The organism is Lonepinella sp. MS14436 (assembly GCF_042470565.1).
GTDB lineage: Bacteria > Pseudomonadota > Gammaproteobacteria > Enterobacterales > Pasteurellaceae > Lonepinella.
Genome location: NZ_CP170385.1, coordinates 433,507 through 450,739, shown reverse-complemented (window position 1 = coordinate 450,739; position 17,233 = coordinate 433,507). Strand labels below are relative to the sequence as shown.

General features: G+C 39.2%; 16 protein-coding genes. 6 read left to right on the top strand and 10 right to left on the bottom strand.

Going from position 1 to position 17,233, the window contains the following annotated elements; genetic code table 11:
* Positions 1 to 61: 61 nt before the first annotated feature.
* Positions 62 to 1,897 (top strand): ABC transporter ATP-binding protein, encoded by a 1,836-nt coding sequence (locus tag O1Q81_RS02195; protein WP_386695481.1) that lies wholly within the window; start codon positions 62 to 64, stop codon positions 1,895 to 1,897.
* A 152-nt stretch (positions 1,898 to 2,049) separates the two neighbouring features.
* Here O1Q81_RS02195 and O1Q81_RS02190 read toward each other — a convergent pair whose 3' ends face one another.
* The 6 genes from O1Q81_RS02190 to O1Q81_RS02165 all read right to left on the bottom strand — a co-directional run bounded on the left by O1Q81_RS02190 (position 2,050) and on the right by O1Q81_RS02165 (position 7,564).
* Complete coding sequence (locus O1Q81_RS02190) at positions 2,050 to 3,546, bottom strand: PTS transporter subunit EIIC (protein ID WP_386698004.1); 1,497 nt, start codon at positions 3,544 to 3,546, stop codon at positions 2,050 to 2,052.
* 134 nt (positions 3,547 to 3,680) lie between these two features.
* Positions 3,681 to 4,694, bottom strand: coding sequence for a 5-oxoprolinase/urea amidolyase family protein (locus tag O1Q81_RS02185; protein ID WP_386698003.1), 1,014 nt, complete (start codon positions 4,692 to 4,694; stop codon positions 3,681 to 3,683).
* Positions 4,691 to 5,335 (bottom strand): 5-oxoprolinase subunit PxpB, encoded by a 645-nt coding sequence (gene pxpB / locus O1Q81_RS02180; RefSeq protein WP_386698001.1) that lies wholly within the window; start codon positions 5,333 to 5,335, stop codon positions 4,691 to 4,693. The genes O1Q81_RS02185 and pxpB overlap by 4 nt, the downstream gene beginning before the upstream one ends.
* Positions 5,336 to 5,479: 144 nt before the next feature.
* On the bottom strand, positions 5,480 to 5,779 hold the full coding sequence (locus O1Q81_RS02175; RefSeq protein WP_386697999.1) for a DUF3861 domain-containing protein: 300 nt from the start codon (positions 5,777 to 5,779) through the stop codon (positions 5,480 to 5,482).
* Between the two features lie 37 nt (positions 5,780 to 5,816).
* Positions 5,817 to 7,028 carry an ATP-binding protein gene (locus O1Q81_RS02170; protein WP_386697997.1) on the bottom strand — a complete coding sequence of 404 codons (1,212 nt, stop codon included), beginning with the start codon at positions 7,026 to 7,028 and terminating at the stop codon, positions 5,817 to 5,819.
* Between the two features lie 134 nt (positions 7,029 to 7,162).
* Positions 7,163 to 7,564 (bottom strand): helix-turn-helix domain-containing protein, encoded by a 402-nt coding sequence (locus O1Q81_RS02165; RefSeq protein ID WP_386697995.1) that lies wholly within the window; start codon positions 7,562 to 7,564, stop codon positions 7,163 to 7,165.
* A 165-nt stretch (positions 7,565 to 7,729) separates the two neighbouring features.
* Between O1Q81_RS02165 and O1Q81_RS02160 the strand changes: the two genes are divergently transcribed.
* Genes O1Q81_RS02160 through O1Q81_RS02150 form a run of 3 tightly spaced genes read left to right on the top strand, consistent with a single transcriptional unit; the run spans position 7,730 to position 9,475 of the window.
* The gene (locus tag O1Q81_RS02160; RefSeq protein ID WP_386695462.1) at positions 7,730 to 8,374 is read left to right on the top strand and encodes a restriction endonuclease PLD domain-containing protein; all 645 of its coding nucleotides are present in this window, start codon (positions 7,730 to 7,732) and stop codon (positions 8,372 to 8,374) included.
* Between the two features lie 38 nt (positions 8,375 to 8,412).
* Positions 8,413 to 8,781: a tetratricopeptide repeat protein gene (locus tag O1Q81_RS02155; protein ID WP_386697993.1), complete on the top strand. Its 369-nt coding sequence runs from the start codon at positions 8,413 to 8,415 to the stop codon at positions 8,779 to 8,781.
* A gap of 13 nt (positions 8,782 to 8,794) precedes the next feature.
* Positions 8,795 to 9,475 carry a tetratricopeptide repeat protein gene (locus O1Q81_RS02150; protein WP_386697992.1) on the top strand — a complete coding sequence of 227 codons (681 nt, stop codon included), beginning with the start codon at positions 8,795 to 8,797 and terminating at the stop codon, positions 9,473 to 9,475.
* An 11-nt stretch (positions 9,476 to 9,486) separates the two neighbouring features.
* Here the strand turns inward: O1Q81_RS02150 and dusA are convergent, their stop codons facing one another.
* Together dusA and O1Q81_RS02140 are read right to left on the bottom strand one after the other, a co-directional pair.
* Entirely contained in the window at positions 9,487 to 10,482 is a 996-nt protein-coding gene (dusA, locus tag O1Q81_RS02145) for a tRNA dihydrouridine(20/20a) synthase DusA (RefSeq protein ID WP_386691985.1), read from the bottom strand.
* Positions 10,483 to 10,493: 11 nt separating this feature from the next.
* Positions 10,494 to 11,828: a chloride channel protein gene (locus O1Q81_RS02140; protein WP_386697991.1), complete on the bottom strand. Its 1,335-nt coding sequence runs from the start codon at positions 11,826 to 11,828 to the stop codon at positions 10,494 to 10,496.
* A gap of 190 nt (positions 11,829 to 12,018) precedes the next feature.
* Between O1Q81_RS02140 and O1Q81_RS02135 the strand changes: the two genes are divergently transcribed.
* Together O1Q81_RS02135 and O1Q81_RS02130 are read left to right on the top strand one after the other, a co-directional pair.
* A complete protein-coding gene (locus O1Q81_RS02135) occupies positions 12,019 to 12,912 on the top strand; it encodes a DMT family transporter (protein WP_386697990.1) in 894 nt (297 codons plus the stop codon).
* A 50-nt stretch (positions 12,913 to 12,962) separates the two neighbouring features.
* On the top strand, positions 12,963 to 14,615 hold the full coding sequence (locus O1Q81_RS02130; protein ID WP_386697989.1) for a phospho-sugar mutase: 1,653 nt from the start codon (positions 12,963 to 12,965) through the stop codon (positions 14,613 to 14,615).
* Between the two features lie 68 nt (positions 14,616 to 14,683).
* On the opposite strand, the gene O1Q81_RS02125 is transcribed toward O1Q81_RS02130, so the two are convergent.
* Positions 14,684 to 16,279 (bottom strand): xylulokinase, encoded by a 1,596-nt coding sequence (locus O1Q81_RS02125; protein ID WP_386697987.1) that lies wholly within the window; start codon positions 16,277 to 16,279, stop codon positions 14,684 to 14,686.
* A 9-nt stretch (positions 16,280 to 16,288) separates the two neighbouring features.
* Positions 16,289 to 17,227, bottom strand: a complete 939-nt coding sequence (locus O1Q81_RS02120; RefSeq protein WP_386697985.1) for an ABC transporter permease — start codon at positions 17,225 to 17,227, stop codon at positions 16,289 to 16,291.
* Positions 17,228 to 17,233 lie beyond the last annotated feature (6 nt).

Sequence of the window (17,233 nt, the reverse complement as noted above, 5' to 3'; positions counted from 1 at the left end):
AATAGCTACAGATTAAGGCAACCTTCCCGTTGCCTTTTGTTTTCTTATAGGTATAACAAAAATGTTAAATAAAATTTTTTCTTGGTTTGAAAATCGGATTGATGCCTACCCTGATACGCCTCCCAAGACACCTGAGAAAGGTTTATGGCGTTTCTTATGGTCAAATTTAGAAGGCACTAAAACGTGGATCGCATTGTTTGCTTTTTTAACCATTGGTATTGGTGTTATTGAAGCGTTAATGTTTCAATTTATGGGGAAATTAGTAGATTGGCTTGGTGCTTATACACCTACAACATTATGGGCGGAAAAAGGACCCTATTTAATTGGAATGTTTGTTGTTTTAGTCTTAAGCATCGGTTGGACATTGCTCACCTCAATGGTTCGTTTACAAACCCTACAGGGCGTATTCCCAATGCGTTTACGCTGGAATTTTCACCGTTTAATGCTAGGACAAAGTTTAAGTTTTTATCAAGACGAATTTGCAGGGCGTGTTTCGGCTAAAGTCATGCAAACCGCTCTTGCGGTGCGAGATACCGTTCTCACAGTGGCAAATATGGTAATTTATGTCGGAGTTTATTTTATTTCCTCAGGGGCGGTATTAGTCGCTTTCGATAGTTGGTTCTTAGTCCCCTTTATTTTGTGGGCGATTATCTTTGGCTGTATTTTATACTTCCTTATTCCTAAGTTAGCCAAAACCGCAGAACACCAAGCCGATGCTCGTTCGCTTATGACAGGACGAGTAACCGATGCTTATTCCAACATTGCCACAGTAAAACTCTTTTCACACGGCGAACGTGAAGCTGCCTATGCTAAAAGATCGATGGAAGAATTTATGCGGACTGTTCATGCTCAAATGCGGTTAGGCACAAGCCTAGATGTATTAACTTATGCGAGCAATATCTTCTTGACTTTAAGCACCGCCGTTTTAGGTGTGGTACTTTGGCAACAGGGTGCAGTTGGTGTCGGAGCCATTGCGACCTCCACTGCCATGGCATTACGCGTAAACGGTTTGGCACATTGGATTATGTGGGAATCCGCCCGCTTATTTGAAAATATCGGTACAGTGAATGACGGCATGGAAACTCTATCAAAACCGCATACTATTCTGGATAAACCCAATGCCATCGCACTACAGGTAACACAAGGTGAAATTCGTTTTGACAACGTAAACTTCGCCTATTCCCCTGAAAAACAATTACTCCAACAATTTAATTTAACCATTAAGGCAGGGGAAAAAGTCGGTTTAATTGGACGTTCGGGTGCGGGAAAATCCACCATCGTCAATTTACTATTACGTTTTTACGAACCTCAACAAGGCACCATTACGATTGACGGGCAAAACATATTAGACGTACAACAAGAAAGCCTGCGTAGCCAAATTGGCTTGGTGACGCAAGACACTTCATTGTTACACCGTTCTGTACGTGAAAATATTATCTATGGTCGCCCCAACGCTACCGAACAAGATATGCTTAATGCCGCCCAGCGTGCCGAAGCAGCAGATTTCATTCCGTTATTGAGTGATGCAAATGGTCGCCGAGGCTATGATGCTCACGTTGGCGAACGGGGCGTAAAACTTTCAGGCGGACAACGCCAACGTATTGCCATTGCTCGCGTAATGTTAAAAGATGCCCCAATTTTATTGCTTGATGAAGCCACCAGTGCCTTAGACAGCGAAGTTGAAGCGGCGATTCAACAAAGTCTTGATAAAATGATGGAAAACAAAACCGTGATCGCCATCGCCCACCGTTTATCCACCATTGCCGCAATGGATCGTTTGATTGTGTTAGATCAAGGACAAATTGTAGAACAAGGCACCCACGCTGAATTGTTGGCTCAAAATGGCTTGTATGCCAAATTATGGCAACATCAAAGTGGGGGATTTTTGGCGGAGTAGTTTTTTACTCGAAATAAAGAAAGTGCGGTGTAAAATCTTTGTTTTTTAGTCACAATCCTTGCTGGGATTGTGAGGGGTGTTGCCCCTGTTACCAAGCAAAGTTGAAAATTCGGAATTTTTACACCGCACAATTCGATTAACCAGCAATAACGTTAATCATCACGCCCCAAAATCTGATTAATCTCGGCTTTATATAACACCGCTTTTGCACCGAAAATAGCTTGAATACCGCCACCGACTTCAAGCACTTCAATCGCTCCGACAGATTTGATGGTTGCTTTATCGACTTTCTTCACATCCGTAACGGAAACACGTAAACGAGTAATACAAGCATCGACATTTTCAATATTGTCTGCTCCACCAAGAGCTTGGATAATAATTTTAGCATTCTCGGTTAAATCTGTTACGCTGCTCTCCGTATTATTGGTTTCACTTTCTTCACCACGTCCTGGCGTTAAGATATTAAATTTACTAATAAAGAAACGGAAAGAGAAATAATACAATGCAGACCATACAGCCCCCTGGAATAACACTAAAATCCAGTTGGTATGTTCATTGCCTTGCAAGATACCAAATAATAAGAAATCAATAAAACCACCAGAGAACGTATTCCCGATGCTAATATTGAGATAATCCGCTACGAAGAAAGAAACGCCATCTAAAAAGGCATGGAACACGTATAACAACGGGGCAATAAATAGGAACATAAACTCAATCGGTTCAGTGATACCTGTAATAAATGAAGTTAATGCGGTACTCAAAAATAAGCCTGCGAATGCTCCACGGCGAGCTTTTGGCACAGCATGATACATGGCTAAACAGGCACCAGGTAAACCAAACATCATGGTAGCAAAACGCCCTGCGAAGAATCTTGTTCCTTCGGTAAATAAGCCTAGATGATTTGGATCAGCAAGTTGAGCAAAAAAGATTTTTTGCGCCCCAACAATAGTTTCGCCATTCACTATTTCCGTACCGCCTAATTCGGTGTACCAAAATAGTGGATAAATCATGTGATGTAACCCTACCGCACCACATAATCGCATTAAGAAGCCATAGAAGAATGTACCAATTTCGCCCATGTCAGCAATGTTTTGACCAGCAATCGTCAGCCAATTTTGGAAAGTAGGCCAAATTAAGAAGAACACAGCCCCTACAAAAATAGCACTAAATGCGGTAACAATGGGTACAAAACGAGAACCGCCAAAGAAACCTAATACCTGTGGTAGTTGAATATTATGGTAGCGATTATGTAACGCCACGGAGATCAAGCCCATGACTAATGCCCCAATAACCCCTGTATCAATGCTTTTAACTTCAGATGCAAAAATAGGGATTAATGCTGAAATCGTGCCAGTCATGATTAAATAACCCACCACAGCGGCTAACGCAGCGACACCTTTATCACGTTTGGCTAAACCAATCCCCAACCCAATACAAAGCAATAGGGATAAATTAGCAAAAACCACATTGCCTGCGGCTGCCATAATGGTGAAAATGCCCTGTAAAGTGGCATTATTCAACACAGGATAGGCTTGAACAGTGGCTTGATTAGATAACGCCCCACCAATACCAAGCAATAAACCAGCGGCAGGTAAAATAGCGATAGGCAACATAAAGGCTTTGCCTACTTGTTGAAGTGTTTTGAACATAGAAATCTCCTTTTGATAGAAATTAACAAAATCATTTTACTCCAAAAATATGCGGAATGGTGAATTTTTTATTCGTTTAGCTAATACAAAACCGCCCAACAGCGGTTTTATATTTAATTACAATGGTTTGCTTACTAACCAACCAGTTTAGTGATGTAAGATACCAAGGTTTGTCCACTTAACACTGCCATTGATACCACCACTAATCCGCCAACAATCGTCATCCATAATGGGTGTTTATAATCCCCAACAATTTTGGTTTTATAAGCAGCTAACAAAATTAAACCAAGAGAAATGGGTAAAATAAGTCCGTTTAATGTGCCGACAAGCACCAACACTTGAGCGAGTCGCCCTAAATCTGCCTGAATAACACAAGTGATTTTAGGATAGCCACCTGTCGTTTGGGTATCTGCCATTAACACAATAGGCTGACCACTTGGTGGCACTTGAACCGTGCCAAATTGCACCGCGTGGGAAAGCATTTCCAATGGTTTTTTCAAGCTCAACGCCTCACCCTCAAAACGATAGCCTTGTCGATTACTATTACTTTGTAAACACCAAGATTTTTGCCACCAATGATATTGAGAGGTTTTAGTAAAGGCTTCATATTCAGAAGATGGCAACGCATGCAGTGTATCCGTGAGTAAAATCGGTGCAATGCCAATGTTCGAAAGCACTTGGCTTTGGGGGTTCAATGGCAGTTGATCCCCCTCTTGCAAGGCTCTCCCTTGCCAACCACCAAGCTGGGTTTTCAAGTCAGTACTGCGAGAGCCTAATTCAAGAGGCACATCAAAACCACCTTGTACACACAAATAACCATACATACCATAATTCGCTTTGACAAATTGTAAAATTTGCCCTGCTCGCACAGGGTAACGCCAATAGGAATACACTGGCTCATTATCTAAATAAGCCTCATAAAATGCACCCGTGATACAAAAACTGCTGTCTTGTTCAAATTGCACAGTCATACTGCCTAAAGCAATTTCAATCGCACAAGCATTTTGCTGATTGGCAAGTAATAGATTACCCGCCTTTAAAGCAAGGGTATCCATAGCACCGCATTGTCCAATACCTAAAGAGCGAAAACCAAAACGCCCCAAATCCTGTAAAGTAGCAAAGGTCTGAATTTTTAGAATTTTCATCATAACTGCACGCTCTCTACCACAAATTGCACCGTATCCCCTGCTTTCAATAAGGTCGGCGGATAATTGGACTTATCAAATAAAGGTAAATCCGTTCGCCCTAAAATTTTCCAGCCACCTGGTGAACTAAAAGGATAAATACCCGTTTGACTGCCACCAATACCCACAGACCCAGCAGGCACAAGCGTTCTCGGTACTTCTCGCCGTGGTGTATGCAAATGTTCAGGCAAACCACCAAGATAAGGAAACCCTGCCTGAAAGCCAATCATAAACACGGTATAAATCGGTGCGGTATGCCGTGTAATAATATCCTGCGGTAACACCTTATGGAAAGTAGCAACGTCCATCAAATCTTGTCCAAATTCTCCGCCATATTGCACTGGAATTTGAAAATGTTTCCCTTGATATTGTTGGTTTTCTACCTGACTCCAATATTTTTTTAGTCGTTCACTAAAAACCATAAGATCCGCACCAAGTGCGGTGAAAACAGTGAGATTATTCATGCCAACAATGACTTCACAAATGCCCTCTTGTTGATTCAATAAACCCGCAAATGCCCACAACTTACGCTGCTTATCTAGTTCAGCGGGTGGAGGTAAGGCACAAACTAACGCATTTTCACTTATTACCGCAATATTTAACATTTTGTTAAATCCTCGTTAAAACTGTATTTTCTATAAATAAATGGGATTGAGGGACTTGTCAAGGAAATCGTAAAAAGCAGGAATAAAAAGTGCGGTGAAAAAATAAATTTTTTTTCACCGCACTTCACCATTCATCTTGGTTTCTTAATCTTCAATCTTTCTCGATTTTCCCTTAATAATCTTCATCATTTCTGCAATTTGGGGCTTCAGTTCCTTGAACAATGGATTATCACGATGTTCCATGACCACCTCGGTCATTAACTTCAATCCCACCGCAAAACGTTGTGCCATTTCTAAAGTAAAACCGTCACGCTGTTGTGTTCTTTCAATAATTGCAAAAATATTATCATGATTGGGAGCGGAAAAGGTGATTTCTTGATTCACTTCGTTACCCTCATGATCACTGAGGTATTTGACATTGACTTGATATTGATGTTGTTTCATACTGCCTCCTTTTGAATTATCTTGCTGCTTTTCTAGTTTACCATGCCATTTGCAAAAACTCTGCAATATGATAATGCTTTATGCCGTCAAGATGTTCATTCCACCATTCATCCATGGTGATCACATATTTAGGATGGTTATCTTGAATGGCTTGTAACGGTGAAAATTCACGTTGTACTGTGTCTTGATTCTCCAATTTATAGGCTACTTGCAAATAAATTTTTTGTTGCGATTTTTGTGCAATAAAATCAATCTCTTTATCACCTAATTTACCAATATAAACCTGATAACCTCGGCGTTTTAATTCTAAATAAATAATATTCTCCAATAGTCCTGCGATTAAGCTAGAACGAAACCCCATCGTTGCATACAGCAAGGATATATCACCTAAATAAAATTTCTCTTGTGTTTTTAAAATCTCTTTTCCCTTAATGTCAAATCGTCCAACTCGATGCAAAATAAAGGCACTCTCTAACGCATTCAAATAATTATAAACCGTATTTAAATCTATTTTGCGTTGCTGGCTTTTAAAATAATCCGCCACATTTTTGCCTGAAAAGGTATTCCCCACATTATCAAAAGCATAACGAATAATCCGTTCTAATAATTCCACATCACGGATTTTGTGACGTTGCACGGTATCGCGTAAAATGACCGAAGTATAAATATCTTGTACAATCTTATAAATAGTTTCTTCATTAAAATCAGCAGTATGCACGACTGGAAAGCCCCCTTTTCGTAAATATTCATTAAAATAGGGCAAAGGTAAATAAGGTTGATCAGAATAATACTGCTTAAATGCGAGAAACTCTTGAAAAGAGAGCGTAAAAATAGGGATCTCAATATAACGCCCAGCTAAATAAGTAGAAAGTTCTGATGATAATAAGTGAGAGTTTGAACCCGTAATATATAAATCAAGATTAAAATCAACCATTAACGCATTGACCGCCTTTTCCCAGTCAATCACTTCTTGAATTTCATCAAATAAGACATAATATTGTTGATTAGTTTGAATACTATCCTTAATAAAGGCGTAAAGGGTTTGTGCGGTTTTTAACTCTGCGGTCACGAAACTTTCAAAGTTAAGATAAATAATTTGCTCTTTCGTTACGCCATTTTGTATTAATTCATCTTGCAGCATTTTTAATACTGTTGATTTACCTGAACGGCGAATACCTGTAATCACCTTGATAAAAGGTTTATTAATAAAAGGTTTAAGTTGAGCAAGATAATTGGGGCGACTAATCATGTAGAATCATTTTGGTTATAACCATAATAATCGCATTATACATTTATATTTTTGTGGTTACAACCATAAATAACATGTAAAAATACAGCTTTTTCATGGTTATATTTAGATATTTAAGCGGGCAGGTTTTGTGTTTAATGAGATAATGGTTCTTTTCTCAAACTTTTAACTAATTGTTTTAACACATCAATTTCATTTTTTTTGGCAACAAGTAATTCGTCTTTTAAGGCAAGTTCTTTTTTCAAATAGGAGATTTCTATGGCTAATTCTGTTTGATTTGAACCGAAAATATTTAAACTATGATTGTTTCCTCTTTCCGAAAACAAGACTACATTTTTTTCGCCTAAAGACATCAATTCAATAATATCCATATCTAACACTTGCACGATTTGCTCTAATTTAGGCAGTGATAAACGTGTTTCGCCACGTTCAATCTTTGAATAACCATTAGTGGACATACCCAGCTTATCTGCCATTTCTTCTTGCGACCAATTTTTGTTCTCACGCAGAAAACGGATCTTTTCATTGACTTTCATATAACCCCCACTATTTCGGTATAAATCACTACTTGGGGTTGATTGTAGCATCGGTGATGAGAATGGCATAATTTTATTTAAATAATCTTGTATCCCAGACTTCGGTAGCAAGGCAATATCGTTCCTGTACGAAATTCAGACGTTAAAATAGAGAGGTAGAATAGAATGTATAAAATAGCCTTATTTCTCAGAACCCAAGCAAATCCCAATTTTTTTAGAAATATCGTTTTAGATTGTCTAAGTGAAAAATACAATACTTATATTTTATGTAGTGCATTTTTTCAAGAAAATAGTTTTAGTACAAGTGCTGAAATTATTAATAAATTGAAATTAAATATAAATAAACACCTAGATATTTATGGATTATATCGTGGTAATTGGAGTAAGCAATTTAATACCAGTTGTAATAATATCGTCAATTATGCTAATCAAAATAAAACAAAACTTTCTGTAAATTGTTACCAATTTAAGCCAAACTCTCACGCAAAAATATTTATGGCAAAAGAAAATAATACTCCCAAGTTAGCTATTATTGGTAGTAGTAATTTGAGTGCTGGGGCTTTTGCAAACAGAACTTCTAAAGAAAGATGGAATCAAGAAAGCGATGTTATCTTCTGGAATAATCAATGTAGCATTTCAAATAAAATCATAGAAAATGTAATAAATAAATTACCTATAGAATTAAAACCATTTATTTACATCTCGAATTATAACTCAGACCACATCAGAAAGGACATTTCTTGCCAAAAAAAACTTGAGCGTTTAGAACAGTTAATGAAGAATAACTCTATCAGAATTCCAAAAAATTAAGAAATGCACCAATCTAAATCCAACATAAGGAAATTAAAATGTTTAAAAAATTACTTTTAGCAACACTAATCGGAATGTCTTTTCCCACATCATCTTATGCAAATGAAATTAATGATCTCACAACCAAAGCCGAAGCAGGAGATTTTTTTTCTCAAATTTCACTGGGTTTTAAATATGAAATAGGAGAAGAGGTTGAAAAAGATCCTGTTAAAGCAGTTTATTGGTATCAAAAAGCCGCTGAACAAGGGGATGCAACAGCACAATTTAATCTTGCTTTAAAATATTATGATGGGCAAGGGGTAAGACAAGATAAACGGCTTGCTAAAGAGTTATTTGGTCAATCCTGTGATAATGGTTATCAAAGAGGATGTAATAATTACCGCAAATTGAATGAACAAGGATATTAACAAAGAAATTATAATGTACAAATTTTTGATACTGATATTATTTTTCATTATACCTGCCCACGCTAACCAAATCGACCAACTCAAACATCAAGCCGAGCTAGGCGATACCAATGCTCAAACGATGTTAGGATCGAGATATTTTATTGGCGATGGGGTGGAAAAAGATTATAGGTTGGCGTTGAAATGGCATAAAAGTGCGGCGGAAAAAGGGGATGTGGATTCACAGAATATTGTGGGGGTGATTTATCAATTAGGCTTAGGCGTGAAAGAAGATCATTCGCAGGCGTTCTTTTGGTTTAAGCAAGCTGCCGAGCAGGGCGATGCCCCATCACAGGCGGAAATTGCTGAAATGTTGCTCAATGGTGATGGCGTGGCGAAAAATGAACAGCAAGCGTTGATGTGGTTTCAAAAATCCGCTAATCAAAATCATCCCAAAGGGTTATTTGGTTTAGCGGATTTGTATCTTTCTGGCAAAGTGGTGGAACAAGACGAACAAAAAGGCTTTCAGTTAATGAAACGAGCTGCCGAAAAGAAAGAACCTTTTGCCCAGTATGCGGTGGGATTTTTATATGAAAAAGGCATAGGCACTCGCCAGAATAGAACGGTGGCAAAAGAATGGTATGGACGATCTTGTGATCGTGGTTTAAAAGGGGGTTGTCAGGCTTATCGTAAACTTAATGAACAGGGATTTTAAGCCACCACGATTTAATCCGCTTCCACAAACCCCAATGCCGTTTCCACTACGTCCACCCCAGCATTCGGCTTGCAGGCATTTTCACTTAAATGTCGTCGCCATTGTCTTGCCCCTTTGCAGTTTTGGAATGCACCGAGCATGTGGCGAACAATATGATTTAAATACACACCCTGACTGAGTTGGCTTTCAATATAAGGGAACATATTCCGCACCGCTTGATGAGCAGTGATTATCGGTGCGTTAGGGTCAAATAAGGCTCGATCAATTTCGCCTAATAAAGACGGATTTTGATAGGCTTCACGTCCTACCATCACGCCATCAACCTGTTGCAAATGGGTTTGTATTTCTGCAATGGTTTTAATGCCACCGTTAATGCTAATCCAAAGGTGCGGGAAATCTCGTTTGAGCTGATACACTCGCTCGTAATCTAAAGGTGGAATTTCACGATTTTGTTTTGGGCTTAAGCCAGAAAGCCAGGCTTTGCGAGCATGTACGATAAAATCCTGACAGCCCACGGCTTGCACTTTTTGCACAAAATCACACAGAAAATCATAGCTATCTAACTCATCAATGCCAATTCTGGTTTTCACCGTGACAGGAATTTGCACTGCACTTTGCATAGCTTGCACACAGTCTGCCACTAAATCTGCTTTTGCCATTAAGCATGCGCCAAACATGCCGTTCTGTACACGATCAGACGGACAACCCACATTTAAGTTGATTTCTTTATAGCCCCGTTGTTCGGCTAAAATCGCACATTGTTTGAGCTGTTCAGGGTCGCTACCACCTAATTGCAAGGCAACAGGATTTTCCGCTAAATCAAAATCTAAATGATCATATTTGGCGTGAATAATCGCTTGAGCCGTCACCATTTCCGTATAAAGCAAAGCGTGTTGGGTAAATTGACGATGAAAATAACGGCAATGGCGCGTCGTCCAATCTAACATCGGTGCCACGGAAAAACGTCCACGGTAATAAGGTGTAGGAAAGTGCGGTTGATTTTGCATAAGTTTTTGAATTATCCTTGTTCTTGAATACGCTGACGAAAACGTCCAGCCGCAAAATGATAAAACGGTTTTGGCATAATTTGACGTGACACAATAGTCGATACAATCCCACCAATTAATAACCAGATTAACACGGGTTGACTACCTGTCATTTCCATAACGACAACCGCTGCAGTCACAGGTGATTGCGTGGCACCTGCTAAAAAGGCTGCCATACACAATAACACCAATAAACGACCATCTACGAGCTCACCAGTGAAACTAGAAATCTGTGAGCCGATTCCAGCTCCCACTGTCAATGCAGGGGTAAAAATACCGCCAGCAATCCCAGTCCAATAGGTCGCAACCGTGGCAAATAATTTGGCAATGCCTGTCGTTTCTGGTTGAATCAGTTGCCCATCTAAGGCTTGCGTGACCACTTCATAACCCGTGCCATAGGTTTGTCCGTTAGTATAAGTGCCTAATCCCGCAAGAATTAGACCTAAAATTAATGCCATAGTAACGGGGTGATGGCGAACCCAACCACGAATCAGAGCAGGTACTACACCAGCTACACCTTTCGCCAATAAACGAGCAAAAATCCCCCCTAAAATTCCACAAATAACACCGCACATTAGCACCCAAAGCAAAATATCTTTTGTATTTGTAGCACCTTTGTATAATGGAAAATAAGGGTTGTTACCGTCAATCGCCACTAAAATAAAACCCGCTGCAAGAACGCCTAATAACACACGACGTTCCCAACGCAAAATTACCCCACGCCCCAATTCTTCAAGGGCAAAAATAACCCCAGCTAACGGTGCATTAAAGGCAGCTGCTAAACCACCACCTGCACCAGCTGCCATTAATTCATTGGCATTCAACCCACGAAACGCAATATTATGATGATGACACCAATTCCCCCAAGCCAACATCACCGCTGCCCCCACTTGCACCGAAGGACCTTCACGCCCCACGGAAGCACCAAATAACATGGCTAAAAAGGTTAATGGGATTTTCCACAAAGTTTGCACAAATTGTACTAAATAGGACTTTCTCGCACCATGTGGCAAGCTCAATGCAGCAATGACTTGCGGAATACCACTGCCACCCACGTAAGGCGTATATCTCGGTGTAAACCAAGCTAACAACGCCATACCCAAAGGTAATACTAACCAAACTGCAAGGGGATATTTAGCCGTCCAAAGTGCGTTCCATTCCAGCCCTAATTCTGCTAATTTCGCAAAACCAAGAGAAAATAAAGCAACTAAACTCGCCCCAATCAACAGGCAAGAAAATTCAATGGTTTTTCGAGAAATGCGGTGCGTTTGGCGTAATTTTTTATGTAACAGGTAACGAATATTCATAGCGATCAATATACATAAGAGATGTCTTTCATAGGGAATTATATTAGCATAAATTCAGTGCTAGAACTGGTCTATTGTTACGCATATAGATAAAAAAACTGTGAACCATCTCTCATTTTCAAGGTTTATTGCTTTATTTTTTAGGTATTTTGCGACAGTATTGCACATATTTTTTATCATATAACAAGCCATGCACAACGAACAGCTGACTCGCCTTTCTTATATCATTCTAATGGGCTTTGGTTTCCCCATTATGCGGTTTATGAGCATTCATTTTGAAACCTTAAATAATAATGCCGTCAGATTCTTATCAGGTGGATTATTTTTCGTATTGATTTGTTTGGTAAAATTTAGACAAGAACTGAAAAAAATATGGGTAGAGCCGAAGATTATTGTTAGCCTATTGCTATTAGCGGTATTTATGACGGGTAATATGTATTTTTTTATTAATGGACTAAAATACACCTCCGCTTTAGCTGGCAGTATTTTTGGTATTTTAGCGATGCCATTAGCCATTATTATGGCAACCATTTTCTTTCAAGATGAACGCCAACGAGCTAAACAAAAACGCTTTTATGTCGGCAGTCTGATAGCGATTATAGGTTCGCTAATCTTTGTTTTTTATAGTAATAAAAATGCACAAAACAGCGATTTTCTACTCGGTTCACTGTTTTTAGCCACCGCTATTTTTATTCAATCTATTCAAAATTTGTTGGTAAAACAGATGGCAAGAAAATTGCACGCTATTGTGATTAGTGCCTCCACCGCCACCCTTTCAGGATTGCTTTATCTTATGCTTGCCATCCATACCAATAGCATTGAACAACTGCAACAGGTCAGTCAAGGGTTATTAATTGGCTTAAGTTTGGCTGGGATTTATGGCATGCTGACAGGCATGTTAATGGCATTTTATATCGTACAAAAACAAGGGGTGGTGGTGTTTAATATTATTCAATTAATCATTCCCCTTTCCACCGCAGTTATTGGCTATTTCACTTTGGGTGAAAAGATTAATCTATATCAAGGAATGGGCGGAATAATCGTGATTTTAGGTTGTATTTTAGCCTTGAAAAAGATAGGCTAAATAATTAACAACCATGTTAATGATTATTTTAATAAAAATAAGGAGATACTATGACAACAATTTTTAATCTTGCACAAAACTGGTTAGCACAAGATCCCGATGCAGAAACCAAAGCAGAATTAAGTCAATTAATTGAACAAGCACAAGCTGGTGATAAGGCTGCCACAGATGAACTCAAAGCCCGTTTTGACGGACGTTTGCAATTTGGTACCGCTGGCTTACGTGGACGTTTACAAGCTGGCTCAATGGGGATGAACCGTGTTCTCGTGGCTCAAGCAGCAGGCGGTTTAGCCAAATTTATTCAAGGTTATGATGAAAAACCCTCCATTGTTTTAGGTTATGACGGTCGGAAAAATTCTGACGTTTTCGCTAAAGATACCGCTGAAATCATGGCAGGAGCAGGGATTAAAACTTATTTATTACCCCGTAAATTGCCAACCCCAGTGTTAGCCTACGCTATCCAACATTTTGACACCACCGCAGGTGTAATGGTGACTGCCAGTCATAATCCACCAGAAGATAATGGCTATAAAGTGTATTTAGGCAAAGCCAATGGTGGCGGTCAAATTGTTTCACCTGCCGATAAACAAATTGCTGCCTTAATTGATGAAGTCGCCCTTGGTAATATTCAAGATTTACCACGCAGCCAAGATTACATAGTGTTAGATGATGAAGTCGTCAACGCCTATATTGAAAAAACGGCAAGCCTAGCTAAACAGCCAAAAGCCGAGATTAACTATGTTTATACGGCTATGCACGGTGTCGGTTATGAAGTGTTAAGCAAAACCTTGACTAAAGCATGTTTACCACACCCCCATTTAGTCACTGAACAAATTCAACCCGATGGCTCATTCCCAACGGTGAATTTCCCTAACCCCGAAGAAAAAGGGGCATTAGATTTAGCCTTTAAATTAGCCAAAGCGAAAAATGCAGAATTTATTTTAGCTAACGACCCAGACGCAGACCGTTTAGCTGTGGCAATGCCTGATGCTCAAGGTAACTGGAAAGCCTTGCATGGTAATGTGATCGGTTGTTTATTGGGTTGGTATTTAGCCCAGCAAAATCAAGGAAAACAAGGCGTTCTAGCTTGTTCTTTAGTATCATCGCCAGCGTTAGCAGAAATTGCGAAAAAATACGGTTTCCAATCGGAAGAAACCTTAACAGGGTTCAAATATATTGGCAAAGTACAAGGCTTATTATTCGGTTTTGAAGAAGCCATAGGCTATTTAGTTGACCCCGATAAAGTGCGTGATAAAGACGGTATTTCTGCGGCTATTGTGTTCCTTGATCTCATTTGCTATTTAAAACAACAAGGCAAAACCCTTGCTGATTATATCGCAGAATTCACCCAAGAATTTGGTGCCTATGTCAGTGGTCAAATTTCTATTCGTGTCAGCGATTTAAGCAAAATAGGCGAATTAATGACCGCACTTCGCCAAAATCCACCAACTCAAATTGGTGAGCATACCGTTGTACAGGTAATCGATCACTTAAAAACCGAACGCCAAAATGATATTTTGGTCTTTATCCAAGATAACGGCAGCCGCTTAATTGTCCGTCCATCTGGTACCGAACCAAAAATCAAATTCTATTTAGATGCCAAAGGCGTGAATGCAGAAAATGCCGATCAGGTGTTAAAAGACTTTGATCACGCCGTGCGTGCCATGTTGCGTGATGAGAAATATGGTGGGCAGGATTGTTAGGTTGTTGATGGCTTAAAAAATAAGCGACATAATATTTATGGGTTATGTCGCTTAATATTATTAGTACTCTATATTCCTAATATTGTTATATGTTTAACGATCTCAATTCCTTGCGTATATCTCGCCATAAACCGCCGATAACCTTCATTAATTTCTTCTTCAGGTTGAATCAAACTCATAGGGATATCTTTAAAAATAACCTGATCCAAATAATTTTCCAACGTATAATTTGCATAATCTTTATTTAGATAATTTGCCAATAACGCAATGCCCCAAGCCCCACCATTCGATGCCGTATTCATCGTAGCTAATGGGGTATTTAATGCGGATGCCAAGATTTTTTGTGCCACATTTTCGGTTTTGAAAATACCACCATGACCTAAAATTCGGGTGATATTGACTTTTTCTTGTTCAATAAGAATATCCATACCCAACTTCATTGCACCGAAAGCAGTGTAGAGTTGCACTCGGATAAAATTCGCTAGATTAAATTTGCCATTCACGGGGTGCAAAAATAGCGGACAGCCTTCGGATAATCCCACATTGTGTTCACCTGAATGAAAGCCATAAGCCAGTAAATTGCCACAATCTAAATCCCCTTGCAAAGAATGTAAAAACAGGGTTTCAAATAATTCTTCTTTTTGAATTTTGTTGCCGAACAGTTGCAGACATTCACCGAATAAATTCACCCACGCATTGATTTCCGTTGTGCAATTATTGGCGTGTGCCATTGCCACTAATTTACCTGCTGGCGTGGTGACAATATCTAATTCGGGGTAAAGTTTAGACAAGGATTTTTCCAACACAATCATCGCAAAAGCGGACGTGCCAGCGGAGATGTTGCCCGTTTTTTCCTTAATGCAGTTGGTGGCAATCATTCCTGTACCTGCGTCCCCTTCGGGCGGACAAAGGGGAATGCCTGCTTGCAAATTGCCTGTAGGATCAAGTAATAACGCCCCTTTCTCAGTCAGCTTGCCAGCGGATTGCCCAGCCACTCGCACTTTCGGCAAAATCTCGTTGATTTTCCACCGCAGTTGGTAAGGTTCAATATGCTGATCAAACTGTTCTAGCATCTGTTGATTGTAATCCAACCGATCCGTATCAATGGGAAACATACCAGACGCATCACCAATTCCTGATACTCGCTCACCTGTTAATTGCCAATGTACATAGCCCGACAGCGTGGTGAGATAATCAATTTGATTAAGATGAGATTCCTTATTCAGCAAGGCTTGATATAAATGAGCAATGCTCCAACGTTGCGGAATGGGATATTGAAAAAGTGCAGTCAATTCTTGTGAAGATTGGAGCGTAATATTATTCCGCCAAGTGCGAAATGGCACCAACTGATTGCCATCTTTATCAAACACCAAATAACCGTGCATCATCGCACTCACGCCAATGGCTTTGACCTGAGTCAGTATCACTTTGTATTTTTCTTTTACGGTTTTGGCAAGATCAGCGTAGGCAAGTTGCAATTTTTGCCAAATTTCATCTTGATGATACGTCCAAATGCCATCAATCAAATGATTTTCCCAATTTTCGCCACCCGTGGCTAAAATCGTCCCTTTATTATCAATTAACACTGCTTTAATCCGAGTAGAACCCAGTTCAATACCAATCACAGCATTGCCATTTTCGATGAGTTGTTTTTCGTTGTTCATGTTATTCCCTTATTTGAAAATCTTATATTTTTGTAGGAAGATAAATAAAATCAATAAAACACCCCATAAAATCAAGGTGATATAACTGCTTACGCCAAGAATATTTAAACCACTTTCTACTAGTTGTAATAAAATCAATGCCATAATAATGCCAAGCAATTTACCTTTTCCACCATCAGGGTTAATGCCACCTAAAACAGAAGCAAGAATAGAAATCAACAAATAAGAATCACCATAAGAGGCTTTAGCAGAATTAAGTTTTGCCATCATTAATACCGAAGCAACAGCACACAAAAGCGAAGAAATCACATAAACGAGAATAATCACTTTTTTGGTATTAATTCCTGAATAAGCGGAGGCTTTTTCATTGTTGCCAATAAAATAAATGGCTTTGCCGAGCGTGGTTTTTTCCAAAATAAACCAGATTAACAAGGCAAATAAGGCAAAAATATACACAGGCAACGGAATCCCTGCCAAATGTAAAGTATGTAATTGCAAAATACTTTCAGGGAAATTGGCAATGGTTGAGCCGTTAGTCAACAAGATATTAATCCCGTTAATTAAAGTCATGGTTCCAAGCGTAGCTAAAATTGGGGAAACCATAATAAATGCAATAAGATAGCCATTGATTAAGCCAATTATCATTGCACAAACAAGGCTTAATAATAAACCGATCAATAAATAACTGATACCGTGATATTGGGTCACATAATAGGCGAGAATTAATGCACTAGCGTTCATTGTGGCAATAATAGCAAGATTAATACCCCCTGTAAGCATTGGGATTGCCATAGCCAAGGTTAAAATACCGAGAATAGCCATTTGGGAAGCCATAGATTGTAGGTTATCCAATGACCAAAACACTTTGGGTAAAAGTATCGCAAATAAAGCTATCACCCCGATAAACAACAGCATTAAATATTTAATGGATTGATCTAGACTTTTCATCTTTGC